Raw genomic sequence first — 25164 nt, 5'->3', positions numbered from 1 at the left:
TCCGGCCACCGTGAGCTGAGCGCTCATGGCGGCTCCGGGACCGCCCACGGTGGACCGGCGGGCGGGCCGGGATCAACCGGATCCGTAAGTCCCGCCGAGCCGGCCTCAAGCGGACCCGTAAGTCCCGCCGAGCTGGGATCGACCGACCCGGTAGCTCCCGCACCGGTAACTCCCGTCCCGCCGGGTTCGACCGGCCCCGCAGGTCCCGCCCTCGACCTGACCTCGGCGGCCAACGGCCCCCTGCCAGACGCCGCCGTCACGTCCGAGATCTCGCCCTCGACCGCGCACCGCACGAGCCGCGCGCGCTGGGCCCGTGCCACCCGGTCCGCCTCGGCGCAGGCCGCGGTCGCGCCGTCCGTCCAGTGGTCCGCCGCGGCGAGTGCCGCCAAGTCGGCCGCGCCCGCCGCGCGATGGCGGATCACGACCGCCTGCCCCATGGCCAGGACCGCCCCGAACACGACACACAGCACGGCGATCGCCCCGACGGTCCAGACGGTCGCCGAACCTCTTTCCGAGGACAGGTTCCGCCTGGTACGCCACCTGCCCCAATGAGCCCTCCACGCAAGGCGCCCGCGCCTCCAGCCCGTCATCCGCCGACCACCCCCACCGTCTCCTCCGCCAGCGCGACGGCCTCGTCGCTCAGCTTCATGGAGAGCGCGTCGGGGCCCGGCGCATGCGCGGTGACCGTCACCCGGACCAGGTCGTCCTCCCGGCTCACGGTGACCCTCGCGCCGCGCGGTGCCGCCCGGCGGGTCGTCGCCAGGACCGTGTCGGGCGGATCCTGGCGTGCCGCCGCGCGGGCGCCCGCCCTCGCCGCGTCCACGCACTGGATCTGCGCGGACGCGGCGAGCAGGGCCCAGACCAGCGCCATTCCGACGAGCACCAGCGAGGGCAGCACCACGGCGGCCTCGGCGGTCACGAACCCACGGTCCCGACAGGCAGCCTCGCGCCGGGGCGCCCGTTCACATCTGGACATCGAGCGCCCGCCCGACAATGCCCTGCAGCTCCTCGCCGACCTGCCCGCTCGTCACCACCTTGTAGAGCGCGGCCGCGAAGGCCACCGCCGCGAGGACCCCCACCGCGTACTCGGAGGTGACCATTCCCGCGTCCCTCCGCGCCGCCAGACCGAGCATCCACGCCCGCGTCCGTGCACGCCCTCGCACCACACTTCGTACCGTCCTGCGCATTTCAACCCCCGTAAGGTTCAACCCTGTTGATCACTTGTCGTTCACCACATGCCGTCGCCGTCGCCCGTCATCCGCTTCCTCCCGCCAGCAACCCGTCCGCCAGCCCGATCACCACGGGCAGTACGCCGATCGCGATGAAGGCGGGCAGAAAACACAGCCCCACGGGCGCGGTGACCATGACGGCCGCGCGGCGTGCCCGCGCCGTCGCGGTGCGCCCCCACTCGGCGCGGGCCTCCGCGGCGAGCCGCCCGACCGGCACGGCCGCCGGTACGCCCGACTCGCCCGCCCGCTCCAGCAGCCGCGCCAGCGCCCGCGCACCCGGTATCGACGCCAACCTCCGCCACGCCTCGGCCGGTTCACCGCCGAGCCGCACCTCCGCCGCGCCCCGCGCCAGCCGCTCTCCCACCGGCCCGCCCAGGGCCTCGCCCACGGCCCGGGCCGCCACCACGGGACCCGCCCCGGCCGCGATACAGGCGGCCACCAGGTCGGCGGCGAGCGGGAGTTGCCGCGCGGCCCTCGCGGTGTCGTACTCCTCCACCGGCGTGGATCGCCGCCGGCGCCACAGCCAGACCCCGAACCCGGCCGCCGCCCCCACCAGAACCCCGGCAGGACCGCCGACCAGCACCCAGCCGGCGCACCCCGCACCCGCCACCGGCAGCCACCGCCGCACCACGCTCCGGACCTCGAAGCGCCGTCGCTCCGAACGCCTCGCCTCCAAGGCCAGCAGTTCCGCCAGCCTTCTGCGCGCCTGCCGCTCGCGCCGCACCGCGCCGAGCGACTGGACCAGCCACCCGAGCGCCAGCGCCCCGCACACCACCGCCCCCAGCCTGTGGACAACCTCGGCGCTCATGCCGCCTCCGCTCCCCGCACGATCCGCAGCGCCCACCACAGCCCGATGCCCTCCAGCACCCCGCCGACCAGCAGACAGCCCAGGCCGGCGCCGGTGTGCAGCAGCACGTGCAGCGGATCGGCGCCCAGCGCGGTGCCGAGCAGCAGCCCCAGGACCGGCAGGCCCGCGAGCATCACCGCCGTCGACCGTGATCCGGCCAACTGGGCGCGCAGATCAGCTCTTTGGTCGCGCTCCGCGCGCAACGCCCCCTCCAGCCGGTCGAGTCCCGCCGCCAGCCCGGCACCCCGGTCCACCGCCACGCGCCAGCACGCGGCGAGTCCCACCAGTCCGTCGGCCCCCGGCTGCCGTGCCGCCTCGGTGAGCGCGCCCGGCACATCGCCGCCGAACCTCGCCGCCGCGAGCACCACCGCCTGTGCCTCGCCGAGCCCGCCCGAGTCGCGCGCGGCCCTGAGCAGCGCCTCGCCGGGCTGCCGACCGGCCCGCACCTCCCCGGCCAGGGCTCCGCACAGGGCGATCACCGCATCGCCCCGGCGCTCCCGTCCGCGCCGCGCCTCTCCGGCCCGCCGCACCCGACCGAACAGCGGCACTCCCGCCACCCCTAGAAGCAGCGGCACCACGGACGCACCCAGCAGCGCGATCACCAACCCGGCGACCACAGACCACCCTTCGGCCCGCAGCCGCCCGCGCACCCGCCGCCAGCCGACGAGCGCCCGCTCCCACGACGGCGGACCGTTCGCCTCCACCCCGCCGCCCGCGCACAGCAACCGCGCCCTGCGTACCCCCGAATCCCCGCCGCCCAGCCACCAAGCGGCCATCCCGGCACACACCACGGCCGCCCCCACCGGCATCTGAGACATCTCACCGATCGCCATGCCACTCCCCGTTTCCATCCCGCCGTCCGATCCCCGTCACAGCCCCCGGCCTCCCTCGGTCCCGTCCCGAAGCAGTCCCCGCAGCCGCTCCCATCCCCGCTCGTACGCGAAGGCCTCCGCGCCCCACCGCAGCGCCGGCACCGTGACCACGAGCCCCGACGGGTCGCGCTCCAGCACGTGCACCTCGGCGATCCGCCGCCGCCCCGCCCGGTCGCGTACGAGATGCAGGACCACGGACAACGCCGCTGCCAACTGGCTGTGCAGGGCGGCCCGGTCGAGCCCGGCGGCGGTGCCCAGTGCTTCCAGGCGGGCCGGGACCTGCGCTGCCGCGTTCGCGTGCACCGTGCCGCAGCCGCCCTCATGGCCGGTGTTCAGCGCGGCCAGCAGGGACACGACCTCCGGCCCGCGCACCTCTCCGACGACCAGCCGGTCCGGTCTCATCCGCAGGGCCTGACGGACGAGGTCCTGCAACGCGACCAGCCCGACTCCCTCCTGATTGGCCGGGCGCCCCTCCAGGCGCACCACATGGGGATGGTCCGGCCGCAGTTCCGCCGAGTCCTCGGCGAGCACGATCCGCTCCCCGGGACCGACCAGCCCCAGCAACGCACTCAGCAGCGTCGTCTTGCCGGAGCCCGTGCCCCCGCTGATCAGGAAGGACAGCCGGGCGTCCAGCAGGGCTCGCAGCACCCGGTCCCCGCCTGGCGGCACCGTCCCCGCCGCCACCAACTCGTCGAGCGTGAACGCACGCGGCCGTACGACCCGCAGCGACAGGCAGGTGGAGCCGACGGCGACAGGGGGCAGCACCGCGTGCAGGCGTGTCCCGTCCGGAAGCCGCGCGTCCACCCAGGGGCGGGCGTCGTCGAGCCGTCGTCCGGCCACGGCGGCGAGGCGCTGCGCGAGGCGTCGTACGGCTGCCGCGTCCGGAAAGGAGACGGCAGTCAGCTCCAGGCCACCGCCCCGGTCCACCCACACCCGGTCCGGCGCGGACACCAGCACATCGGTCACGCAAGGGTCGGCGAGCAGCGGTTCCAGCGGGCCGCTGCCGACCAGCTCGGAGCGCAACCGCTCGGCCGCACCGAGGACTTCGGCGTCCCCGAGCACGCGCCCCTGCTCGCGCAAAGCCTGCGCCACGCGCGCGGGGGTCGGTTCGGAGCCGCTCTCGGCGAGCCATTGCCGTACGCCGTCCAGCAGTCCGGTCGGCCCGTCCGGCGAGCCCGCGTGCGCGTCCCACGAACCTGTACGTCCTCCCAGCCCCGCGCCGCAGTCCGTCCCCGTAGCGGGATCCCAGCTCATACGCCCCCGCCTTCCACCGGGACCCGCTCCCAGAACGCCGCGCAGAACCGGGCGAGCGGCCCCCGCGCCGCTCCTCCGGGCGGCGGGCCACCGTCCAACAGCGGGCGTTCGGCGGGCACTTCGCCCACCAGGGGCAGCCCGAGCAGGCGGGCCACCTCACGGTCGTCGAGTCCCGGCGCGTAGGGGCCGCGCACCGCGACCCGGAGATCGCGCAGGACCATGCCGACCGCGGACGCCACCCGTCCGGCGGCCGCGATCGAGCGCAGGTCGGCGGGGACCACCAGAAGTCCGAGGTCGAGCTGGGCGAGGGCCTCGGCGACGCCTTCGTCGATGCGGCGGGGCAGGTCCACCACCACCGCGCCGCCGCGTCGTCTGGCGGCGGCCAGGACCGCTCGTACGGCTTGCGGAGGAATGGTGACCGAGTCACCGCGATCCCAGCTCAGGACCCGCAGCGCGTGCAGTTCGGGCAGGGACTCCTCCAGGGCGCCGCCGCCGACCCGGCCGCGGGACGCGGCGAACGCCGGCCAGCGCAGGCCTTCGGCCGCCTCTCCGCCGAGGAGTACGTCGAGTCCGCCACCCAGCGGATCCGCGTCCACGAGCAGGGTGCGCCGTCCCTCGCGCGCCGAGGTGACGGCGAGCGCGCAGGCCAGCGTGGAGGCTCCGGACCCGCCACGGCCGCCGAGCACGCCGACGGTGAGGGCGGGCCTGCCGACCCCTTCGGCCACGTCGGCGATGCGGTCGACCAGCCATTGCTCGCCGTCGGGCAGCATCAGGACATGGTCGGCACCGATCTCGACGGCCCGCCGCCAGACACCGGAATCGTCCTGATCCCGGCCAACCAGCACCACTCCGCGTCGGCGCGCGGCTCCGCGCACACGGCGCGCGGCATCGTCGCCGACCAGTACGAGAGGTGCGGCCTCCCAGCTACCCCTGCGCTCCGGCACCCCGTGGTGGACCTCCGGCCTGGCGCCCGCCGCCGCGCACAGGCGCAGCAGGTCGTCCAGCAGTTCGGCGTCCTCCGTGACGATCAATGGTCCGCCCTGCCGCCCCTCGGCGGCGGGCGGACGGTCATGCGTGATGGCTCCCGCCACGATCTCCAGCCCCCTTCGCTGCTTCCTGCGCGGGGCCCGCAGGGTCCTCTGCGGACCCGCGATTCCCGCTCGTGTGAAGAACCGGCAACCGGCCTCCATATGAACGGCCGATACGAACCGGCCAAACGCGCTCGACAAACGGAACCGGCCATGAACTTGCCGCGAGGAACTCGCCGCGAGCGGAGCGCGCTGGAATCACGGTGCAGCGAACCCGGAAATCGTGTGGATCTTGGTCGATAACTGTGGACAACTCAGTGGTTGTGAATATCGCCTTCACTCATCCCGGTGACCCCTGTGCGACTTCCACAGAGCAGCCCTACGGCTACACACAGTGACGGATCATGGGTATGCGAAGAAGGCGGCCACAGCGGTGACAAGGAGGCCCCGAGGCCGCGCAAGAGGGGGGAAAAACCCATCCGGACATGCGACGACCCCCGCCGGGGGGGAGAGCGGGGGTCGTCCCCACGGTCCGACTCGGGGGGGGAGGAGCCAGACCGGGTTAGCACGGTCGCGAACGATCCGTGACTTCCATGGTGTACCCGAGAGCCCTCTCAGGCAAACCCACACGCCCCACACTAGCCCGAATGGTGTCCGCCTATGCTCGGGCACGTGGAAAACCACTCCTTGCCTCGCACAGCAGCCTTCTTTGACCTGGACAAGACGGTCATTGCGAAGTCGAGCACGCTCACGTTCAGCAAGTCGTTCTACCAAGGCGGGCTGATCAACCGCAGGGCCGCCTTGCGTACCGCATATGCCCAGTTCGTGTTCCTGGCGGGCGGCGCCGACCATGACCAGATGGAGCGGATGCGCAAGTACCTGTCCGCGATGTGCCGCGGCTGGAACGTCCAGCAGGTCAAGGAGATCGTCGCCGAGACGCTGCACGATCTGATCGACCCGATCATCTACGACGAGGCCGCATCCCTCATCGAGAAGCACCACACCGCCGGGCGCGACGTCGTGATCGTGTCCACGTCCGGAGCCGAGGTGGTCGAGCCGATCGGCGAACTGCTCGGCGCGGACCGCGTGGTGGCGACCCGCATGATCGTGGGCGAGGACGGCTGCTTCACGGGCGAAGTGGAGTACTACGCGTACGGGCCGACGAAAGCGGAAGCGATCAAGGAGCTGGCCGCGTCCGAGGGGTACGACCTCTCGCGCTGCTACGCCTACAGCGACTCGGCGACCGACCTGCCGATGCTGGAGTCCGTCGGGTACCCCCACGCGGTGAATCCGGACCGCGCGCTGCGCCGCGAGGCACTCGCCCGCTCGTGGCCGATTCTGGACTTCCACCGCCCGGTCCGGCTCAAGCAGCGGCTGCCCGCACTGTCGGTACCGCCCCGGCCGGCGCTCGTCGCGGCGGCCGCGATAGGGGCGGCGGCGGCCACGGCGGGGCTCGTCTGGTACGCGAGTCGGCGGCGCGCGGCGGTGATCTGATCACGTCACACCTGTGTGTGCGGCGCACCTCCGCCCGGTTGGTTCACGTTTGAACCTAAAAGTAAAGAAGTGCAGTCAGGGGTTCCGCTTCCTCCGGACCTGGAGTACAAAGAAGTTAACGGCCCGCGAGACCAAGGACATCCGAGAGGATCACCTTTAACCGCAACCAAGGCCCCACGGACCGAGCATGAACACTGGGCACCCACGCGACGTCGACCCGTCGATTACGGGCCAGCCGCACCAGGTTACGGGCAGCAGTTCCCGACCTGATGGGCAAATTTCGAGGACGCTTGGTAACGCGGTGAGCATGCCAGCGGCGGTACGAGACCTCGTACCGCCGCAACCCTGTTCAGGCAGTTTTTCGCCCTCTTAGGTAGAGGGCGATTTCCTTGTGGGGGGGGCGATTTTCGAGCCCCTTACGCCGCCCCGCGCTGAAGCGCCTCGCAGACGGCCGCCGATTCCCTGGCCCCCAGCTCAACCGCCTTACCGCAGTGGGCGATCCAGGCCGCCATGCCCTCCGGAGTGCCGGAGGCATAGCCCTCCAGGGCAGCCACGTAGGCCGCGCGGCCGAGTTCGGCGTGACCGACCTCCGCCGGACAGATCGACTTCGGGTCGAGTCCACTGCCGATGAGAACAATGCGTTCGGCCGCGCGCGCGACCAGGCCGTTGTGGGAGCCGAAGGGACGCAGGGCGAGCAGTTCGCCGTGGACGACGGCCGCCGTCACCAGCGCGGGGGCCGAACCTCCCGCGATGATCAGCTGCGAGAGGCCCTCGAGGCGGCCGGCCACCTCGTTCGCGTCCGGCAGGGGCAGCTCGACGAGGGGCTCGTCGACCGGTTCGCCGTTCAGCCGCGGCCGGCCGACCTCGTCGCCCTTGTCCGCGGCCGCCACCAGATGCAGCCGGGCCAGTACCCGAAGCGGCGACTGCCGCCAGATGGAGAGGAGTTGGCCCGCCTCCGCGGTCAGCCGCAGGGCCGCGCCGACCGTACGGGCCTCGTCGTCGCCGCTGAAATCGGTGCGGCGGCGCACCTCTTCGAGGGCCCAGTCGGCACCGGACAGCGCCGCGGAACCGCGCGCGCCGCGCAGCGCCGCCTCGGACGTGATCTCGTTGCTACGGCGCCGCATGATCCGGTGGCCGTAGACCCGGTCCACAGCCTTGCGGACGGACTCCACGGATTCGGCCACTCCGGGAAGCGAACCCAGGGCCGCGAGCGGATCGGCGGTCGCGCCTGTCGTACTCATGAGTACGACATTACGCACCCCTACGGCCCACCCCACGAAGGAGTGGTCTTCTTCACGTAAGCAGGACACCCAGAGCAATCATCCGACTACTCTTGGTGAACATGAAAATTGCTTTCGTCGGAAAGGGCGGCAGCGGCAAGACGACCCTGTCCTCCCTCTTCATCCGTCACCTCGCCGCCTCGGGGTCGCCGGTCGTCGCGGTGGACGCCGACATCAACCAGCACCTGGGGGCCGCGCTCGGCCTCGACGAGGCGGAGGCCGCCGGACTGCCCGCCATGGGCGCGCGGCTGCCGCTGATCAAGGACTACCTGCGCGGCTCCAACCCGCGCATCGCGTCCACCGAGACGATGATCAAGACAACGCCGCCCGGCGAGGGGTCACGGCTGCTGCGGGTGCGCGAGAACAATCCGGTGTACGACGCCTGCGCGCGGCCGGTGGAACTCGACGGCGGCGCCGTCCGTTTGATGGTCACCGGCCCGTTCACCGAGGCCGACTTGGGAGTGGCGTGCTACCACTCCAAGACCGGTGCAGTGGAGCTCTGCCTGAACCATCTCGTCGACGGCCAGAGCGAGTACGTCGTCGTCGACATGACGGCGGGCTCCGACTCCTTCGCGTCCGGCTTGTTCACCCGCTTCGACATCACGTTCCTCGTCGCCGAGCCGACCCGGAAGGGAATCTCCGTCTATCGGCAGTACAAGGAGTACGCCCGCGACTTCGGCGTCGTCCTGAAGGTCGTCGGCAACAAGGTGCAGGGCCAGGACGACATCGACTTCCTGCGCACCGAAGTCGGTGACGACCTCCTGGTCACCGTCGGGCACTCCGACTGGGTGCGCGCCATGGAGAAAGGCCGCCCGCCCCGGTTCGAGCTCCTTGAGCAGCCCAACCGCCGCTCCCTGCGCACCTTGCAGACCGCCGCCGACGCCACGTACGAACTGCGTGACTGGGAGCGTTACACGCACCAGATGGTGCACTTCCACCTGAAGAACGCGAGCAGTTGGGGCAACGAGAAGACCGGGGCGGACCTGGCCGCGCAGGTCGACCCCGGCTTCGTCCTCGACGAGCGCTGCGCATCAGCTACCGCCCAGCTGACTTGAGCACCCCGACGCAACGCGACAACCGCCGACGGAGCGACCGGCCCGGCCCGACAGCCGCTACGGCTTGACGGCCGGTGCGCCGGGGACGCCCTTCGGGGCAGGGGCGGGGCGGCCCGAGAGGAAGGACGCCCAGCCCTGCTTCGGGGCCTCGCCGACCTTGAGGCCGCGGAGCTTGTCGAGGGTGGCCGGGTCCTGGGCGTCGAGCCAGTCGGCGAGCTGGTGGAAGGAGACGCAGCGCACCTCGGACTTGGTGCAGACGCTCTCGACGACCTCGTCGATGGCGCGCATGTAGTTGCCGCCGTTCCAGGACTCGAAGTGGTTGCCGATGACCAGCGGCGCGCGGTTGCCGTCGTAGGCACGGCTGAAGCCCTTGAGCAGCCCGTCACGCATCTGGTCGCCCCAGTACTCCTGCTTGTCGGGGTCTCCCTGGGTCTGGGTGCCCGACTGGTTGACCATGAAGTTGTAGTCCATAGTGAGCTGCTCGTAGGAGTGGCCGGGGAAGGGCACGAGCTGCATGGACAGGTCCCACAGGCCCTCCCTCCTGTCGGGCCAGAGCTGGTTGTTGACGCCGCTGGTGTCGTAGCGGAAGCCCAGCTGGTGGGCCGCCTTCCTGAAGTTCTTCTGACCCTCCAGGCATGGCGTGCGGGCGCCGATGAGCTCCTTGTCGTAGTCGAAGGGCAGCGGGGACGCCTTCTTCATGCCCGTGTTGGTCTTCCAGGACTTCACGAACGACTTCGCCTGGGTGATCTCGCTCTTCCAGTCCGCGACCGACCACTGGCCGACCCCGCCATCGCTGCCGCAGAAGTGGCCGTTGAAGTGCGTGCCGATCTCATTGCCCTCCAGCCACGCGCCGCGCAGCTGCTTCACGGTGTCCTTGATGCCCTGCTCATCGTTGAAGCCGATCTCGGAGCTGCCGGGCGAGTGCTGCGGCGGCCTGTACAGGTCGCGCTTGTCCTCCGGCAGCATGTACACGCCGCTCAGGAAGTACGTCATCGTCGCGTTGTTGGCCTTGGAGATCTTCCGGAAGTGCGAGAAGAGCTTCTGACTGTCCTCACCGGCGCCGTCCCACGAGAAGACCACGAACTGCGGGGGCTTCTGGCCGGGCTTCAGCCGCACGGGTCGGGGCAGATGCGGCTGCGCACCGGTGTACGCGGTGGAGCCGTCGCCGATCAGGCGGACCACGCTCTTGGGCGCCGGGGCCCCCGCCCCCTTCTTCGCGCCGTGCGCGCCTTCCTTGGAACCGGTCGTATCGCCGGCGCAACCGGCGAGCGCCGTGGCGCAGGCCGCGGCGAGCGCTACGCCCGCGGCAATCCTCTGGGTGGCGGCCATCTTCCGCCCTCCTTCTTCCTTCGGTCAGAGCAACGCTCACTAGGGCGTTCTGTGGTGATGTGCAGCGATTTGCCGACAGCGCCGTCAAGGTGGCATGGGACCGAGGAGGAATAAATACGACAAGCCGATCAAAAGCTCGGTTCACCCTAGAGGGTGATTTAATGCCCCATTTGCCCCGAAATTCCGCACAAGACCTTTACTCTGCATTACGATCCGTTTACCGAGCGTTGAAAATCCCGCCGCTGCACGCCGTGACCCACGGCCGCGATCCCGCCCTCGCCGCTTTGGACGGGGGACCACCTGTTCCGCGACCGCGCTGCCCCGGAGGAGACGGGAACCATGTCTGCCTGCGTCCCCACCCGCGCCGCCGACTCGACTCGGCCGACGCGCATCCACCAGCCCCACAGCCCCCCACCGACCCCGCCCCGCCGATTCCGTATCGCGGGCGCCGATCTCTCGGCCTCGATCGCGGTCTTCCTGATCGCCCTGCCCCTGTCCCTCGGCATCGCCCTGGCCACCGGCGCGCCGCTCCAGGCCGGCCTCGTCGCCGCCGCCGTGGGCGGACTCCTCGCCGGGCGGTTCGGCGGCTCACCGCTTCAGGTGAGCGGGCCCGCCGCCGGGCTCACGGTCGTCACCGCCGAGCTCATCCACCACTACGGATGGCGTACGACCTGCGCCATCACCGTCCTCGCCGGAATCGCCCAACTGGGACTGGGCTGTCTGCGGGTGGCCCGGACGGCGCTCGCCGTCAGCCCCGCGATCGTGCACGGCATGCTCGCCGGCATCGGCGTGACCATCGCCGTAGCCCAACTGCACATCGTCCTGGGCGGCACCCCGCAGAGCTCCGTCCTCGACAACCTCCGCGCACTGCCCCACCAGCTGGCGCACGTCCACCCCGCCGCGGTGTCGATGAGCGCGCTGACGCTGGCGCTCCTGCTCACCTGGACGCGGATTCCCGGGCGGGTCGGGCACGTGCTGCGCAAGGTCCCGGCCCCGCTCGTCGCCGTCGCCGGGGCCACCATGACCGCCTCGCTCGCCGGGCTGACCCTGCCCAAGGCCGACCTGCCGTCCTGGAGCAGCCACGCGCTGGCCGGGCTGCCCGAGGGCCCGGTCCTCGGGATCGCCGCCGCCGTCCTCACCGTGACGCTGGTGTGCAGCGTGCAGTCGCTGCTCGGCGCCGTCGCCGTGGACAAGCTGGTGGCGGGTCGGCCCGAGCAACGGTCCCGGGTGGGCCGCTCCGACCTGGACCGCGAACTGCTCGGGCAGGGCGCCGCCAACGTCGTCTCGGGCGCGCTCGGCGGGCTGCCGATCGCCGGGGTCGCCGTACGAAGTTCCGCGAATGTGCAAGCCGGTGCCGTGAGCCGGAACTCCACGATGCTGCACGGCGTTTTCGTAGTAGTTGCCGCGCTGCTGATGGTCCCGATCCTGGAGCTGATCCCCCTCGCATCGCTCGCCGCCCTGGTGATGGCCGTCGGCATCCAGATGGTGTCCCTGCACCACATTCGCACGGTCACCCGCCACCGCGAGGTGCTGGTGTACACCGTCACCACGCTCGGCGTCGTCATCCTCGGAGTTCTTGAGGGAGTGGCGCTGGGGGTCTCCGTGGCCGTCGGGGTCGCCATGCACCGCCTCGCCCGCACCCACATCACACTCGAAGAGAAGGAGGGAGTCCATTACGTACGTGTACGAGGGCAGTTGACGTTCCTCGCGGTGCCACGGCTCAGCCGCGCCCTGCATCTGGTGCCCCAAGGGGCCGACACCGTGGTGGAGTTGGACGGCTCGTTCATGGACCACGCGGCGTACGAGTCGCTGCAGGACTGGCAGAACGCCCACTTCGCGGGTGGCGGCAGGGTCGAGCTCACCGGGCGGGCCGGAACCCGGATCGCCGAGCCCGCGAGTTCCGCCCACTGTCGTTGCCGGCCCTGGACACCATGGCGCAACCATCACTGCGAGACCTCAGCGACCCCGCAGTCCGTTCCTTCCGGTGGCCGGCCGGACAGGACGGGGGAGACGACCGACGGCTCCGCGCCGAGCGGGCAGGACGGATCCCGAGGGCAGAGCGGGCACCAACTGGCGCGTGGCATCAGCGCGTTCCAGCGGAACACCGCGCCCCTGGTGCGGGGTGAGCTGGCGCGGTTGGCGCGGGAAGGGCAGCGGCCGTCCCAGCTGTTCCTGACCTGTGCCGACTCACGGCTCGTCACATCGATGATCACCTCCAGTGGTCCGGGTGACCTCTTCGTCGTACGGAATGTGGGCAACCTCGTGCCGTTGCCCGGGGAGGAGAGCGGGGACGACTCGGTGGCCGCGGCGATCGAGTACGCGGTGGATGTGCTGAAGGTGCGGTCCATCACGCTGTGCGGGCACTCGGGGTGCGGGGCGATGCAGGCCCTGTTGACGTCGGAGCCCGGAGGACCGGTCACGCCGCTCAAGCGGTGGCTGCGGCACGGGCAGCCGAGCCTGGAGCGGATGGCCGCCAAGGACCGGCCGTGGGCGCGGCTTGCCGGGCGGGCACCCGCAGACGCGGTGGAGCAGCTGTGTCTGACCAACGTGGTGCAGCAGTTGGAGCATCTGCGGGCGCATGAGTCCGTGGCGCGGGCCCTGCGGGAGGGCGTGCTCGAACTGCACGGGATGTACTTCCACGTCGGGGAGGCTCAGGCGTATCTGCTGGCCGACGGCGACGGGGGCGAGCTGTTCGATCACGTGGGGGCGCCGGAGGACCTGCGCCGTCCCGCGTGACCCGGCCGTGGCGCGCGGCCCCAGTCGGCGGGGCCGCGCACCTTGTACCGGTTGCTGGTCCGTGGCGGAATATGCCGGTTACAGCCTCATGTCGGATGGAGGGGCATCTGTCACTTCCCAAATGGGGTCGGGGAGCTCCACCGGCACGCAGGGCTTGATGGTGCCCTTGACCGCATAGAAGGTCATGGCGCTCACGTTGCTGCTCTTGCCGCTGCCGAACCCGTAGTTCTCGAAGGCCAGGGTGTCACCGCGGTGAAGTGTGATCTTCCAGGTACCCATGCGGGACGCGGGCGAGCTCACCTTGCGCTCCGCCTTCTTGGCGTTCTGGGGCGGCTTGGAGTCCCTGGCCTTCGTGGACGGCAGGACATCGAAGTTGCCCCGGACGGACTCACCGCGCGGCTGCTCGCAGTGGGTGCCGTCGAGGTCCTGGATGTCCACGTGGATCCCGTTCGCGCCCAGCCGCTCGGCGAGTTCGCGCTGGGCGTCGCGTCCGAGGCTCAGGTCCTTGAGGGTGAGCGTGACGCTGCCGTCGCCGTGGCGCTCTACCGCGTACGCCGTCGAGTCGGCCGGGGAGCCGGGCACGAGCACCACGGCGAGCGCGGCCGCGGCGCAGGCCGCGGCCGCGAGGGCGATCCGCGGTGGGGTGACCAGACGGCGGACCCGCGCGGGCGCGTCATCCGCCGCGGCTTCGGCAACGCCGGCCTCGCGCAGTTCGATCTCCCGCTGGAGGTCGCTCAGCAGCCGGTCCTCGAAGGTCGTCTTCGTGTTCATGCCTCTCCCCCGATTACTTCGGATACCTCGGATGCGTGCGTCAGTGGTGAATGGGGCGCGGGCCCATGTGTGGCATCGGTCTCCGTGCGCAGGGACTTGCGGGCGCGGTGGAGGCGGACGCGGGCGGTGACCTGGCGGATGCCCAGGGCGGCGGCGGCTTCCGGGAGGGTGAGCTGGTCGACGGTGATGAGTTCCAGCAGGGCGCGTTCGCCCTCGGGGAGGTGGGCGAGGGCGGCGAGCGCGCGGCGGCCCGGGCTCTCGGCGTCGAGTTTGTCCTCAAGGCGGGCGATGTCGTCGGCGTCGAGGAGACGGCGGCCGGAGATCCGCTGGTCGCGGAGGGCCTCGCGGGCGATCCGGCGGCGCTCGGAGGAGACGACGTTGCGAGCGATGCCGTACAGCCAGGCGGTCTCGCTGCCGAGGCCTGGGCGGTAGGTGTCGGCCGAGTCCAGGACCGCTAGGAAGATCTCGGCGGTCAGGTCGGCGGCGGTGTGGGGGTCGTCGACACGCCGGGCGACGAAACGTGTCACGGCGTCGACATGGCGCCGGTAGAACTGTTCGAAGAGCTGTGGATCACGTGTCGCGGCGAGGGGCCCGCCCCGTATCCGTTCCACTCGGTGTCTCCTTCGCTTCGGGGGCACTTCGCCTGTTCTTGGGCCGAGACCCGGGAAGCGTTACCGAGTGAACCCGACCGCTGGACCGTACGTGGCTGTGTACGTGCCTCTGCCGAGTGCCGCAGCACAGGGAGAGGGGCGCCACAGCACATGGATAGGTCTAAACCAATTTCGGGTCGGCCCTTGTCACCGGGCCCCCCGGTCTGATGAGCTGTGGCCTGGGACACAACGGACACCCTGGGAAAGGGAGATGTCGTGAGCAACGAAAGCCTGGCCAACCTGTTGCGCGAGGAGCGCAGGTTCGCGCCGCCCGCAGACCTGGCCGCGAATGCCAATGTCACCGCGGAGGCGTATGAGCAGGCCAAGGCTGACAGGCTCGGCTTCTGGGCCGAGCAGGCCCGTCGGCTGACCTGGGCCACCGAGCCGACCGAGACGCTGGACTGGTCGAACCCGCCGTTCGCCAAGTGGTTCGCCGACGGGAAGCTGAATGTCGCGTACAACTGCGTGGACCGGCATGTCGAGGCCGGGAATGGTGACCGCGTCGCCATTCACTTCGAGGGCGAGCCGGGCGACAGCCGGGCCATCACCTACGCCGAGCTCAAGGACGAGGTCAGCAAGGCGGCCAACGCCCTGACCGAGCTGGGTGTCGGCAAGGGTGACCGCGTCGCCGTATACCTGCCGATGATTCCCGAGGCCGTCGTCGCGATGCTGGCGTGCGCACGCATCGGCGCCGCGCATTCGGTTGTCTTCGGTGGGTTCTCCGCGGACGCGATCGCCACCCGCATCCAGGACGCCGACGCCAAGCTGGTCATCACCTCCGACGGCGGCTACCGGCGCGGGAAGCCGTCCGCGCTCAAGCCGGCCGTCGACGACGCGATCGAGCGGGTGGACCAGGTCGAGCACGTCCTCGTCGTACGCCGTACCGGGCAGGACGTCGCCTGGACCGAGGGCCGCGATGTGTGGTGGCACGAGATCGTCGAGCGGCAGTCCGCCGAGCACACGCCGGAGGCGTTCGAGGCCGAGCACCCGCTGTTCATCCTCTACACGTCCGGGACGACCGGGAAGCCGAAGGGCATCCTGCACACCTCGGGCGGCTACCTCACGCAGGCCTCGTACACCCACCACGCCGTCTTCGACCTCAAGCCGGAGACCGACGTCTACTGGTGCACGGCCGACATCGGCTGGGTCACCGGGCACTCGTACATCACGTACGGGCCGCTCTCGAACGGTGCGACGCAGGTCATGTACGAGGGGACGCCGGACACCCCGCATCAGGGGCGGTTCTGGGAGATCGTGCAGAAGTACGGCGTCACCATCCTGTACACCGCTCCGACCGCCATTCGTACGTTCATGAAGTGGGGGGACGACATCCCCGCGAAGTTCGATCTCAGCAGCCTGCGGGTGCTGGGGTCCGTGGGTGAGCCGATCAACCCCGAGGCGTGGGTCTGGTACCGGAAGCACATCGGTGGGGACCGTACGCCGATCGTGGACACGTGGTGGCAGACGGAGACCGGCGCGATGATGATCTCGCCGCTGCCGGGGGTCACCGTGACGAAGCCGGGGTCGGCGCAGCGGCCGCTGCCGGGCATCTCGGCGACGGTCGTCGACGACGAGGCCAAGGAGGTGCCGAACGGGGGTGGTGGTTACCTCGTTCTCACCGAGCCGTGGCCTTCGATGCTGCGCACCATCTGGGGGGACGACCAGCGGTTCCTCGACACGTACTGGTCGCGGTTCGAGGGGAAGTACTTCGCCGGGGACGGGGCCAAGAAGGACGAGGACGGGGACATCTGGCTCCTCGGCCGCGTCGATGACGTGATGCTCGTGTCCGGGCACAACATCTCGACGACCGAGGTCGAGTCGGCGCTCGTCTCGCATCCGTCGGTCGCCGAGGCGGCGGTCGTGGGGGCGGCGGACGAGACGACCGGGCAGTCGATTGTCGCGTTCGTGATCCTGCGGGGGACGGCTTCCGCCGACGATGACGGGCTGGTGGCCGCCCTTCGCAATCACGTGGGGACCACGCTCGGTCCAATCGCCAAGCCGAAGCGGGTGCTGCCGGTGGCGGAGCTGCCGAAGACCCGGTCCGGGAAGATCATGAGGCGGCTGCTGCGGGATGTGGCCGAGAACAGGGAGCTTGGTGACGTCACGACGCTGACCGACTCCACGGTTATGGACCTGATCCAGGCGAAGCTGCCGGCGGCGCCCAGCGAGGACTGAGGGGGTTTCCCCCACCCGCCCGCCCTTTTGTGTGTGGGGGCACTGCGTGCCCCCACACCCCCGCCCCACCGCGGGGCTCCGCCCCTGCACCCCTGCACTGCTGGGGCTCCGCCCCAGACCCCGTAGGTCGGTTCTTTGGCTGCGGGTGGGTGGGGGCTGGTCGCGCAGTTCCCCGCGCCCCTTAAGGGGCGCGACCCCCGCCTGAAGGCCGGGCCCCCCACGCGCGCCAAGCCGCCCTTTTATGCCTAATGTGAAGATCGCCGTATAGGCCCGGCCACATATTAGGTAAGCTAAGGAAAGCGTCAATAGCGCGACAAGATCGTTCATGGTGTGCCGGGAAGTCTGGTCGGCGAGTGCTCAGTCATGCCCACCCGACCGGAGGTCCCCACCGTGGCCGCGCCCCGCACCCGTACTCCCGCCCGCAAGTTCCTCGGGCGGCTGTCGCTGCCTGAGCGGAACTTCGTCGCGGATGCGCTGCGTACCGAGACGTTGGGTGGCGTGCTGCTGCTGGTCGCCGCGGTTGCCGCGGTGATCTGGGCGAACAGCCCGGTGCGGGACAGTTACGAGACCGTCAGCAACTTCCACATCGGGCCCGCCGCCCTCGGGCTCGATCTCTCCATCGAGCACTGGGCGGCCGACGGGCTGCTCGCCGTGTTCTTCTTCGTCGCGGGGATCGAGCTCAAGCGCGAGCTGGTCGCGGGGGATCTGAAGGATCCGAAGGCCGCGGTGCTGCCGGTGGTCGCGGCGGTGTGCGGGATGGCCGTTCCCGCGCTCGTGTACACGCTCGTCAATGTCACCGGCGGTGGCTCGCTCAGCGGATGGGCCGTGCCCACCGCCACCGACATCGCCTTCGCGCTCGCCGTGCTCGCCGTCATCGGGACGTCGCTGCCGTCCGCCCTGCGCGCCTTCCTGCTGACGCTCGCCGTCGTCGACGACCTGTTCGCGATTCTGATCATCGCGGTCTTCTTCACCGAGACCATCAACTTCGCCGCCCTCGGTGGAGCCGTCGTCGGACTCGCCGTGTTCTGGCTGCTGCTGCGCAAGGGCGTACGCGGGTGGTACGTGTACGTTCCGCTCGCCCTGGTCATCTGGGGGCTGATGTACAACAGCGGCATCCACGCGACCATCGCCGGTGTGGCGATGGGCCTGATGCTGCGCTGCCACCGGCACGAGGACGAGGAGCACTCCCCCGGCGAGCACATCGAGCATCTTGTGCGGCCGCTGTCGGCCGGGCTTGCCGTGCCGCTGTTCGCCCTGTTCAGCGCGGGGGTCGCAATCTCCGGCGGGGCACTGGGAGATGTGTTCACGCGGCCCGAGACCCTCGGTGTCGTGCTCGGGCTCGTGGTCGGCAAGGCGGTCGGGATCTTCGGCGGGACCTGGCTCGCGGCCCGGTTCACCAGGGCCTCGCTCAGTGAGGACCTGGCCTGGCCGGACGTCTTCGCCGTCGCCTCCCTCGCCGGGATCGGCTTCACCGTGTCGCTGCTCATCGGCGAACTCGCCTTCGACAGCGACCCGGTGCTCACCGACGAGGTCAAGGCCGCCGTCCTGGTCGGCTCGTTCATCGCCGCCGTGCTCGCCACGGCGCTGCTGAAGATACGCAACGCCAAGTACCGCGCGCTCTGCGAGGCGGAGGAGCGCGACGAGGACCTCGACGGCATCCCCGACATCTACGAGCAGGAGAACCCGGCGTACCACCTGCGGATGGCGGAGATATACGACCGGAAGGCCGCCGAGCACCGCAGGCTTGCCGAAGTGGCGGGCGGGGCAAGCGAGGGGAACGACGGTCCGGCATGATCTGACCAGACGGTACAAACAGAAGCACCAGACGGTACAAACAGAAGCAGATGAGGGAGATCGCGATGAGCGCACCCGACGGCAGCCCGGTCGGCGCCGAACGCAGCATCGGCCAGCTGTTCGCCTCGGCGACGACCGAGATGTCCGCACTGGTGCACGACGAGATCGCACTGGCGAAGGCCCAGCTCAAGCAGGACGTCAAGCGCGGCGCGGTCGGCGGCGGGGCGTTCGCGGCGGCCGGCGCGGTGCTGATCTTCTCCCTTCCGATGCTGAGTTTCGCCCTGGCGTACGGCATCCGGACCTGGAGCAACTGGAATCTCGCGATCTGCTTCGTGCTGTCCTTCGCCGCGAATGTGCTGGTCGCCGCCGTTCTCGCACTGATCGGTGTCGTCTTCGCGAAGAAGGCCAAGAAGGGGCAGGGACCGCAGAAGGTCGCCGCCTCGATGAAGGAGACGGCGGGCGTCCTGCAGAACGCCAAGCCGCACCCCCGCCCGGAACGGGTCGAGGACACCGTCAAGGCTGTGGCACGCTCGTCCTCATGACGGACCCCGCCACACCTTCGGCGCAACCCACCTCGGCCGTACGACTCGACGGTCCCTGGACGCATCGTGATGTCGCCGCCAATGGCGCGCGCTTCCACATCGCCGAGATGGGGGACGGGCCGCTCGTCCTGCTGCTGCACGGCTTCCCGCAGTTCTGGTGGACGTGGCGGCACCAGCTGGTGGCGCTCGCCGACGCCGGGTTCCGAGCCGTGGCCATGGACCTGCGCGGGGTCGGCGGCAGCGACCGCACCCCGCGCGGTTACGACCCCGCCAACCTCGCGCTCGACATCACCGGGGTCGTACGGTCCCTCGGCGAGCCCGACGCCGCGCTGGTCGGACACGACCTGGGCGGCTATCTGGCGTGGACGGCGGCCGTCATGCGGCCCAAGCTCGTCCGCCGGCTCGTCGTGTCCTCCATGCCGCATCCCCGGCGCTGGCGCTCCGCCATGCTCTCCGACGTCAAGCAGACCGCCGCGGGCTCCTACATCTGGGGGTTCCAGCGGCCGTGGATCCCGGAGCGCCAACTCGTCGCGGACGACGGCGCCCTGGTGGGTCGTCTGGTACGGGACTGGTCGGGGCCTCGGCTGCCGGACGACGACGCCGTGGAGACGTACCGCCGCGCCATGTGCATCCCGTCGACGGCGCACTGCTCGATCGAGCCGTACCGGTGGATGGTGCGGTCCATGGCGCGCCCGGACGGCATCCAGTTCAACCGGCGGATGAAGCGGCCGGTTCGCGTCCCGACGCTGCATCTGCACGGCTCACTCGACCCGGTGATGCGGACGCGGAGCGCGGCCGGATCCGGGGAGTACGTCGAAGCGCCGTACCGCTGGCGGCTGTTCGACGGTCTCGGGCACTTCCCGCACGAGGAGGACCCGGTGGCGTTTTCAACCGAATTGGTCAACTGGCTGAAGGATCCCGAGCCCGATCGGTGACCCGTCGGTGACCGTCCGAGAACACCTGTCCTACGAACAGCCAATTGCCCGGCGCATAGGCCAATTGGGGGCCCGGGGCACGGTTATCGACCTTGGGGCAGGGGCAGACGTCGGGGTATGGGCTGGACGCACGACTACAGTGACGCAGCACGCACACGCCGCTCGGCCTCGGGCCTGAGCTCCCATCAGAGGGGCACCCCGCAGCTGCCGGGCACGGACCCCCAAGTGGGGATTCCGCGCATTCTGCGCCGCCGGGCCCGCTGGGTCTCGGTCCGGCTGCGCCACCCACGCGGCTGAGGCCACCGGGCCCCTCCAACAGCCGGACTACAGCGCGCAGCTGTCGCTGTCCACCTGCTGGTTCGCGGTACGCCCCTTGGTGACGTCCTCCTGGATCTCGTCCGCGGTGAGGGCGTAACCGGTGTCGGCGTTGTCGAGCGACTTCGCGAAGACCACGCCGTACACCTTGCCTTCGGGTGTCAGCAGCGGGCCGCCGGAGTTGCCCTGACGCACGGTCGCGTAGAGCGAGTAGACGTCGCGGCGCACCGTCTTGCGGTGGTAGATGTCCGGGCCGTTGGCCGTGATGCGGCCGCGCACGCGCGCGGGCTGGACGTTGTACGACCCGTTCTGCGGGAAGCCGGCGACGATCGCGCTGTTGCCGCTGCTCGCGTCCTGGGTGGTGAACTGCAGCGCGGGCGCCTTCAGGTTCGGTACGTCGAGTACGGCGATGTCGCGCTCCCAGTCGTACAGGACGACCGTGGCGTCGTACTTCTTGCCCTCGCCGCCTATCTGGACGGTGGGCTCGTCGACTCCGCCGACCACGTGCGCGTTGGTCATCACACGGCGGTCGCCGAAGACGAAGCCGGTGCCTTCGAGGACCTTGCCGCAACTCTGCGCGGTGCCCATGATCTTGACGATGGACTTCTGGGAGCGGGCGGCGACGGCGCTGTTCGCGAGGGCCGGGTCGGGGGGCTGGACCTCGGTGATCGGCTCGTTGGCGAACGGGCTGAAGACCTGCGGGAAGCCGTTCTGCGCGAGGACCGAGGAGAAGTCGGCGAACCAGGTGTTGGCCTGGGCGGGCAGGGCGCGTGACACGCCGAGCAGCACCTTGGAGTTACGGACCTCCTTGCCGAGCGTCGGCAGCGTCGTACCGGCGAGGGCCGAGCCGATCAGCCAGGCGACGAGCAGCATCGCCACGACGTTGACGAGGGCGCCGCCCGTCGCGTCCAGGGCGCGGGCCGGGGACCACGTGATGTACCGGCGCAGCTTGTTGCCGAGGTGGGTGGTGAGGGCCTGGCCGACGGAGGCACAGACGATCACGACGACCACCGCGACGACGGCGGCGGTCGTACTCACCTTGGTGTCGTCGGTCGCCCAGCCCCAGATGACGGGGAGGACGTAGACGGCGACGAGGCCACCGCCCAGGAAGCCGATCACCGACAGGATGCCGACGACGAAGCCCTGGCGATAGCCCACGATCGCGAACCACACAGCGGCGACCAGCAACAGGATGTCCAGCACATTCACGGAGGTCACCTTGTCATGCGCGCCAGTCGAGCGGGACCTGGTTCTCCCGGTCCCACGGGCGCTCCCAGCCCGCGTAGTGCAGCAGCTTGTCGATCACGCCGGCCGTGAAGCCCCAGACCAGGGCGGATTCGACCAGAAATGCCGGACCTCGGTGGCCGCTGGGGTGCACAGTGGTGGCGCGGTTGGCGGGGTCCGTGAGATCCGCCACGGGGACCGTGAAGACGCGGGCCGTCTCCGCGGGGTCGACGACACCGACCGGGGTGGGGCGGCGCCACCAGCCCAGGACCGGGGTGACCACGAAACTGCTCACCGGGATGTACAGCTTCGGCAGCACGGCGAAGAGCTGGACGCCGCTCGGGTCGAGGCCGGTCTCCTCCTCGGCCTCGCGGAGAGCCGCCCGCAGCGGTCCGTCGGTCTTCGGGTCGCCGTCCTCGGGGTCGAGGGCGCCGCCGGGGAACGAGGGCTGTCCGGCGTGCGATCTCAGGGAGCCCGCGCGCTCCATGAGCAGCAGCTCGGGGCCGCGGTCGCCCTCGCCGAACAGGATGAGGACGGCGGACTGCCGCCCCGCGCCGTTCACCGGGGGCAGGAAGCGGCTCAGCTGGAGCGGCTCGACCGTCTCGGCGGCGCGCACCACCGGGGCCAGCCAGTCGGGCAGGCCCTCCTTGCTGAGTGCCACCGGACCGCCCTGCGAGCCATCGGTGCCGTGCGAGTCATGCGTGCCGTGCGAGTCGTGCGTGTCGTGCGTGCCGTATCCGTCGTGCCTGCTGTGCGTGTTGCTCGCGTGCGTCATCGCCACCCCCGTTCTGCTGTTCCCAACGCCTGCCGGTGCCGTGTTCGTTCCGTCATCCCGTCATCCGGCGCCCAGTGGGGGTGCGGGGATGCCGCCCGCGTCCAGGTAGGACTGCGGGGGCTTGAGGCGCTGGCCGGGGAAGCCGCCCTTCTCGTACTTGAGGAGCTTCCTCGCCTTCTCGGGGTCGGTCTCGCCCTCCCCGTACGCCGGGCAGAGCGGGGCGATGGGGCAGGCGCCGCAGGCGGGCTTGCGGGCGTGGCAGATACGGCGGCCGTGGAAGATCACATGGTGCGAGAGCATCGTCCACTCGCTCTTCGGGAAGAGCTCGCCGACGGCCGCCTCGATCTTGTCCGGGTCGGTCTCGTCGGTCCACTGCCACCGGCGGACGAGCCGCTGGAAGTGGGTGTCCACGGTGATTCCGGGGCGCCCGAACGCGTTGCCGAGGACGACGAAGGCGGTCTTGCGGCCCACACCGGGGAGCTTGACGAGGTCTTCGAGGCGGCCGGGGACCTCGCCCCCGAAGTCGTCCCGCAACGCCTTGGAGAGCCCTATCACCGACCTGGTCTTGGCCCGGAAGAACCCGGTCGGCCGGAGGATCTCCTCGACCTCCTCCGGGTTGGCCTCGGCCAGGTCCTCGGGGGTCGGGTACTTGGCGAAGAGCGCCGGCGTCGTCTGGTTCACCCGCAGGTCGGTCGTCTGGGCGGACAGGACCGTGGCGACGATCAGCTGGAAGGGGTTCTCGAAGTCCAGCTCCGGGTGGGCGTACGGGTACACCTCGGCGAGCTCGCGGTTGATGCGACGGGCTCGGCGGACGAGGGCGGTGGGGGACTCGGCCCTGGGGGGCTTGACGGCGGGCACCGTTTTCGTGGCCTTCGTGGTCTTCGTAGCTTTTGTAGCCTTCGTGGCCTTCGCCTGCTTCACGGTCTTGGCGGGGGCCGCACTCTTCGCAGCCTTCGTCGGCGCCGCGGTCTTCACGGCGGCCTTCGCGACCTTCGCCGTCGCCTTCTTTGTGGTCACTTTTGCGGGTGCCGCCTTCTTTGCGGTGGCTGTCGCCTTTTTGGCGGGCTTCTTGGCAGCGTTCTTCGCCGCCGCGCTGACCGGGGTCTTCACGGGCGTCTCCACCGGCGTCGTCGCAGGCACCTTCACCTGCGTCGACTTTGTCGCTATTGTCGGTTTCCTGGTTCCGCCGGAGCCCTGTTCGCCCACAGCGGAATCACGACGTACAACCACCCGCCCAGCCCCCTTGGCCTGTGCTCTCACCGGCGATTTGGACACCCGGCCAGCCTAAAGCCCGGCACCGACATCCGCCCCGGACCCAGGAGATCGGCCCCCAATTGGCCCCCTGCCGCACTGCCCGGGACGCCAGTGCGGCAGACTTGTGACTGATCACACTGTTTGGACCGTCCGGCAAGATGGGGAACACGGTCCCCTGGTACCAAGGGGGAGCAACATCCCCTGAGCAGGTCGACAAGGAGAGAACTCGTGGACGACGTTCTGCGGCGCGCCCCGCTCTTCGCGGCGCTGGATGACGAGCAGGCCGCGGAGCTCCGCGCCTCCATGAGTGAGGTGACCCTCGCACGCGGCGACGCTCTCTTCCATGAGGGCGACCCCGGGGACCGCCTCTACGTGGTCACCGAGGGCAAGGTGAAGCTCCACCGCACCTCCCCCGACGGCCGCGAGAACATGCTCGCTGTCCTCGGCCCCGGTGAGCTGATCGGCGAGCTGTCGCTGTTCGACCCGGGCCCGCGCACGGCGACCGCCACCGCGCTGACCGAGGTCAAGCTGCTGGGCCTCGGCCACGGCGACCTCCAGCCCTGGCTGAACGCGCGGCCCGAGGTGGCCGCCGCGCTGCTGCGCGCCGTCGCCCGGCGCTTGCGCAAGACCAACGACCAGATGTCCGACCTGGTCTTCTCGGACGTCCCGGGCCGCGTCGCCCGCGCGCTCCTGGACCTCTCGCGCCGCTTCGGCGTGCAGTCCGAAGAGGGCATCCACGTCGTGCACGACCTCACGCAGGAGGAGCTGGCCCAGCTGGTCGGCGCGTCCCGCGAGACGGTCAACAAGGCGCTCGCCGACTTCGCGGGCCGCGGCTGGCTCCGCCTGGAGGCCCGCGCGGTGATCCTGCTGGACGTGGAGCGCCTCGCGAAGCGCTCGCGCTAGTCCCGGACTCGCTGAACAGCCGAATAGCTGAATAGCTGAATAGCTGAATAGCCGAGAACGCATGTGAAGGGCCCTGCCATACGGTGGGGCCCTTCTCGTGTCACCGGGGCGGGGTCCAAGGGGTGGGGATGGACGAGGACAGAGTGCCGGAGTCGGTCTGGGGCGGAACGTCGGCGCGCCCTTGGTGGCGGCGGGGGCCCGCCTCGGCGCCGCGGCTGTGGAAGATCGGCCGGGAGAACGGGGACCCCGGCGCGCCGCTCGGCGCCTGGGCCGTGGCCGGGACCCTCGCCCTGGCCCGCTTCGACCGGGTGCAGGCGTACGGCCTGACCACCGGTGAACCGTTCCTGGAGACTGAGCATGAGTGAGCCCGCTCAGCCGCACGCCCCGAACGGTCTTGGGCGTACTGGTCCCCGGCGTACTCAACCCCGGGGCAGCGACACGGATCCTGTCCGTGGTCCGGGCCCGGGAGGCCAGTTCCCTGCGCGACCTGGCCATATGGATACGGCCAGAGGCGACGGGGAGGCCCTGAACCATCACTCCGGTGGAGCAGGGGCCCCGCACACTGGCGCCGTACCCGGCGTCCCAGATCGCACGATCACGTTAACCCGGACGGCCCAGGACGCCGCAAGCCAGCGAGCCGACGATCACACGATCGAGTTAAGCGCTCGACGCGCGCACCGGCACCTCCAGTGGGAGCGACCG

The 25164-nt window shown here is 70.6% G+C and carries 23 protein-coding genes and 1 pseudogene; 10 read left to right on the top strand and 14 right to left on the bottom strand.

Features of this window, described 5'->3' with window-relative positions; genetic code table 11:
• Nucleotides 1-182 precede the first annotated feature (182 nt).
• From OG975_RS26055 to ssd, 7 genes and pseudogenes are all read right to left on the bottom strand, one after another.
• Nucleotides 183-590 (bottom strand): annotated as a pseudogene (locus tag OG975_RS26055) (Rv3654c family TadE-like protein); the annotation flags it as partial.
• Nucleotides 587-976: a TadE family type IV pilus minor pilin gene (locus tag OG975_RS26050; RefSeq protein WP_406331785.1), complete on the bottom strand. Its 390-nt coding sequence runs from the start codon at nucleotides 974-976 to the stop codon at nucleotides 587-589. The gene OG975_RS26050 and the pseudogene OG975_RS26055, both read right to left, overlap by 4 nt.
• Complete coding sequence (locus OG975_RS26045; protein ID WP_406336466.1) at nucleotides 963-1133, bottom strand: DUF4244 domain-containing protein; 171 nt, start codon at nucleotides 1131-1133, stop codon at nucleotides 963-965. Before OG975_RS26045 ends, OG975_RS26050 begins: the two co-directional genes overlap by 14 nt.
• Nucleotides 1134-1254: 121 nt before the next feature.
• On the bottom strand, nucleotides 1255-2037 hold the full coding sequence (locus tag OG975_RS26040; RefSeq protein ID WP_406331784.1) for a type II secretion system F family protein: 783 nt from the start codon (nucleotides 2035-2037) through the stop codon (nucleotides 1255-1257).
• Nucleotides 2034-2909: a type II secretion system F family protein gene (locus OG975_RS26035; protein ID WP_406331783.1), complete on the bottom strand. Its 876-nt coding sequence runs from the start codon at nucleotides 2907-2909 to the stop codon at nucleotides 2034-2036. The genes OG975_RS26040 and OG975_RS26035 overlap by 4 nt, the downstream gene beginning before the upstream one ends.
• A gap of 36 nt (nucleotides 2910-2945) precedes the next feature.
• Nucleotides 2946-4202 (bottom strand): TadA family conjugal transfer-associated ATPase, encoded by a 1257-nt coding sequence (locus OG975_RS26030; RefSeq protein WP_406331782.1) that lies wholly within the window; start codon nucleotides 4200-4202, stop codon nucleotides 2946-2948.
• Complete coding sequence (gene ssd / locus OG975_RS26025; RefSeq protein ID WP_406331781.1) at nucleotides 4199-5293, bottom strand: septum site-determining protein Ssd; 1095 nt, start codon at nucleotides 5291-5293, stop codon at nucleotides 4199-4201. Before ssd ends, OG975_RS26030 begins: the two co-directional genes overlap by 4 nt.
• Nucleotides 5294-5890: 597 nt before the next feature.
• Between ssd and OG975_RS26020 the strand changes: the two genes are divergently transcribed.
• Entirely contained in the window at nucleotides 5891-6724 is an 834-nt protein-coding gene (locus OG975_RS26020) for an HAD family hydrolase (RefSeq protein ID WP_406331780.1), read from the top strand.
• 416 nt (nucleotides 6725-7140) lie between these two features.
• Here OG975_RS26020 and OG975_RS26015 read toward each other — a convergent pair whose 3' ends face one another.
• The gene (locus OG975_RS26015; protein ID WP_330306160.1) at nucleotides 7141-7965 is read right to left on the bottom strand and encodes an oxidoreductase; all 825 of its coding nucleotides are present in this window, start codon (nucleotides 7963-7965) and stop codon (nucleotides 7141-7143) included.
• 101 nt (nucleotides 7966-8066) lie between these two features.
• Between OG975_RS26015 and OG975_RS26010 the strand changes: the two genes are divergently transcribed.
• Nucleotides 8067-9059: an ATP-binding protein gene (locus OG975_RS26010; RefSeq protein WP_406331779.1), complete on the top strand. Its 993-nt coding sequence runs from the start codon at nucleotides 8067-8069 to the stop codon at nucleotides 9057-9059.
• A gap of 57 nt (nucleotides 9060-9116) precedes the next feature.
• On the opposite strand, the gene OG975_RS26005 is transcribed toward OG975_RS26010, so the two are convergent.
• Nucleotides 9117-10388: a hypothetical protein gene (locus OG975_RS26005; RefSeq protein WP_406331778.1), complete on the bottom strand. Its 1272-nt coding sequence runs from the start codon at nucleotides 10386-10388 to the stop codon at nucleotides 9117-9119.
• Between the two features lie 339 nt (nucleotides 10389-10727).
• Here OG975_RS26005 and OG975_RS26000 point away from each other — a divergent pair, with 339 nt between their 5' ends.
• A complete protein-coding gene (locus OG975_RS26000; RefSeq protein ID WP_406331777.1) occupies nucleotides 10728-13124 on the top strand; it encodes a SulP family inorganic anion transporter in 2397 nt (798 codons plus the stop codon).
• A 78-nt stretch (nucleotides 13125-13202) separates the two neighbouring features.
• Here the strand turns inward: OG975_RS26000 and OG975_RS25995 are convergent, their stop codons facing one another.
• Together OG975_RS25995 and OG975_RS25990 are read right to left on the bottom strand one after the other, a co-directional pair.
• Complete coding sequence (locus OG975_RS25995) at nucleotides 13203-13895, bottom strand: hypothetical protein (protein ID WP_406331775.1); 693 nt, start codon at nucleotides 13893-13895, stop codon at nucleotides 13203-13205.
• Nucleotides 13892-14506, bottom strand: a complete 615-nt coding sequence (locus tag OG975_RS25990; protein WP_406331774.1) for an RNA polymerase sigma factor — start codon at nucleotides 14504-14506, stop codon at nucleotides 13892-13894. The genes OG975_RS25995 and OG975_RS25990 overlap by 4 nt, the downstream gene beginning before the upstream one ends.
• Nucleotides 14507-14719: 213 nt before the next feature.
• Between OG975_RS25990 and acs the strand changes: the two genes are divergently transcribed.
• The 5 genes from acs to OG975_RS25965 all read left to right on the top strand — a co-directional run bounded on the left by acs (nucleotide 14720) and on the right by OG975_RS25965 (nucleotide 20288).
• Nucleotides 14720-16720 carry an acetate--CoA ligase gene (gene acs / locus OG975_RS25985; RefSeq protein ID WP_406331773.1) on the top strand — a complete coding sequence of 667 codons (2001 nt, stop codon included), beginning with the start codon at nucleotides 14720-14722 and terminating at the stop codon, nucleotides 16718-16720.
• Between the two features lie 363 nt (nucleotides 16721-17083).
• Nucleotides 17084-18514: a Na+/H+ antiporter NhaA gene (gene nhaA / locus OG975_RS25980; protein ID WP_406331771.1), complete on the top strand. Its 1431-nt coding sequence runs from the start codon at nucleotides 17084-17086 to the stop codon at nucleotides 18512-18514.
• Nucleotides 18515-18579: 65 nt separating this feature from the next.
• A complete protein-coding gene (locus OG975_RS25975; protein WP_406331770.1) occupies nucleotides 18580-19056 on the top strand; it encodes a phage holin family protein in 477 nt (158 codons plus the stop codon).
• A complete protein-coding gene (locus OG975_RS25970) occupies nucleotides 19053-19991 on the top strand; it encodes an alpha/beta fold hydrolase (RefSeq protein WP_406331769.1) in 939 nt (312 codons plus the stop codon). Before OG975_RS25975 ends, OG975_RS25970 begins: the two co-directional genes overlap by 4 nt.
• Nucleotides 19992-20108: 117 nt before the next feature.
• Nucleotides 20109-20288, top strand: coding sequence for a hypothetical protein (locus OG975_RS25965; protein WP_327430447.1), 180 nt, complete (start codon nucleotides 20109-20111; stop codon nucleotides 20286-20288).
• Between the two features lie 27 nt (nucleotides 20289-20315).
• Here the strand turns inward: OG975_RS25965 and OG975_RS25960 are convergent, their stop codons facing one another.
• From OG975_RS25960 to nth, 3 genes are read right to left on the bottom strand one after another with little or no spacing between them, the layout of a single operon-like run.
• On the bottom strand, nucleotides 20316-21515 hold the full coding sequence (locus tag OG975_RS25960; RefSeq protein ID WP_406331767.1) for a MarP family serine protease: 1200 nt from the start codon (nucleotides 21513-21515) through the stop codon (nucleotides 20316-20318).
• Between the two features lie 13 nt (nucleotides 21516-21528).
• A complete protein-coding gene (locus tag OG975_RS25955; RefSeq protein WP_406331766.1) occupies nucleotides 21529-22305 on the bottom strand; it encodes an NUDIX domain-containing protein in 777 nt (258 codons plus the stop codon).
• A gap of 60 nt (nucleotides 22306-22365) precedes the next feature.
• Nucleotides 22366-23415 carry an endonuclease III gene (gene nth / locus OG975_RS25950; protein ID WP_406331764.1) on the bottom strand — a complete coding sequence of 350 codons (1050 nt, stop codon included), beginning with the start codon at nucleotides 23413-23415 and terminating at the stop codon, nucleotides 22366-22368.
• Between the two features lie 372 nt (nucleotides 23416-23787).
• Here nth and OG975_RS25945 point away from each other — a divergent pair, with 372 nt between their 5' ends.
• Nucleotides 23788-24462 carry a Crp/Fnr family transcriptional regulator gene (locus OG975_RS25945; RefSeq protein WP_006382668.1) on the top strand — a complete coding sequence of 225 codons (675 nt, stop codon included), beginning with the start codon at nucleotides 23788-23790 and terminating at the stop codon, nucleotides 24460-24462.
• A gap of 128 nt (nucleotides 24463-24590) precedes the next feature.
• On the top strand, nucleotides 24591-24827 hold the full coding sequence (locus OG975_RS25940) for a hypothetical protein (protein ID WP_406331762.1): 237 nt from the start codon (nucleotides 24591-24593) through the stop codon (nucleotides 24825-24827).
• The last annotated feature ends 337 nt before the right edge of the window (nucleotides 24828-25164 follow it).

Origin of the sequence: Streptomyces sp. NBC_00203 (genome assembly GCF_045206325.1) — a bacterium.
GTDB lineage: Bacteria > Actinomycetota > Actinomycetes > Streptomycetales > Streptomycetaceae > Streptomyces > Streptomyces lutosisoli.
Note: the sequence above shows the minus strand (reverse complement) of the source record. Positions and strands in the feature narration are given on the sequence as shown.

Bases quoted from the DNA above. Each gene is read 5' to 3' on its own strand.
- OG975_RS25975 (WP_406331770.1), top strand. From the start codon at position 18,580: ATGAGCGCACCCGACGGCAGCCCGGTCGGCGCCGAACGCAGCATCGGC.
- OG975_RS25995 (WP_406331775.1), bottom strand. From the start codon at position 13,895: ATGAACACGAAGACGACCTTCGAGGACCGGCTGCTGAGCGACCTCCAG.
- OG975_RS25970 (WP_406331769.1), top strand. From the start codon at position 19,053: ATGACGGACCCCGCCACACCTTCGGCGCAACCCACCTCGGCCGTACGA.
- OG975_RS26045 (WP_406336466.1), bottom strand. From the start codon at position 1,133: ATGCTCGGTCTGGCGGCGCGGAGGGACGCGGGAATGGTCACCTCCGAG.
- OG975_RS26030 (WP_406331782.1), bottom strand. From the start codon at position 4,202: ATGAGCTGGGATCCCGCTACGGGGACGGACTGCGGCGCGGGGCTGGGA.
- OG975_RS26005 (WP_406331778.1), bottom strand. From the start codon at position 10,388: ATGGCCGCCACCCAGAGGATTGCCGCGGGCGTAGCGCTCGCCGCGGCC.
- nhaA (WP_406331771.1), top strand. From the start codon at position 17,084: ATGCCCACCCGACCGGAGGTCCCCACCGTGGCCGCGCCCCGCACCCGT.
- OG975_RS26000 (WP_406331777.1), top strand. From the start codon at position 10,728: ATGTCTGCCTGCGTCCCCACCCGCGCCGCCGACTCGACTCGGCCGACG.
- OG975_RS26015 (WP_330306160.1), bottom strand. From the start codon at position 7,965: ATGAGTACGACAGGCGCGACCGCCGATCCGCTCGCGGCCCTGGGTTCG.
- OG975_RS26040 (WP_406331784.1), bottom strand. From the start codon at position 2,037: ATGAGCGCCGAGGTTGTCCACAGGCTGGGGGCGGTGGTGTGCGGGGCG.
- OG975_RS26050 (WP_406331785.1), bottom strand. From the start codon at position 976: ATGTCCAGATGTGAACGGGCGCCCCGGCGCGAGGCTGCCTGTCGGGAC.
- OG975_RS26035 (WP_406331783.1), bottom strand. From the start codon at position 2,909: ATGGCGATCGGTGAGATGTCTCAGATGCCGGTGGGGGCGGCCGTGGTG.
- OG975_RS25965 (WP_327430447.1), top strand. From the start codon at position 20,109: ATGGGCTGGACGCACGACTACAGTGACGCAGCACGCACACGCCGCTCG.
- OG975_RS26020 (WP_406331780.1), top strand. From the start codon at position 5,891: ATGCTCGGGCACGTGGAAAACCACTCCTTGCCTCGCACAGCAGCCTTC.
- OG975_RS25955 (WP_406331766.1), bottom strand. From the start codon at position 22,305: ATGACGCACGCGAGCAACACGCACAGCAGGCACGACGGATACGGCACG.
- OG975_RS25940 (WP_406331762.1), top strand. From the start codon at position 24,591: ATGGACGAGGACAGAGTGCCGGAGTCGGTCTGGGGCGGAACGTCGGCG.
- OG975_RS26010 (WP_406331779.1), top strand. From the start codon at position 8,067: ATGAAAATTGCTTTCGTCGGAAAGGGCGGCAGCGGCAAGACGACCCTG.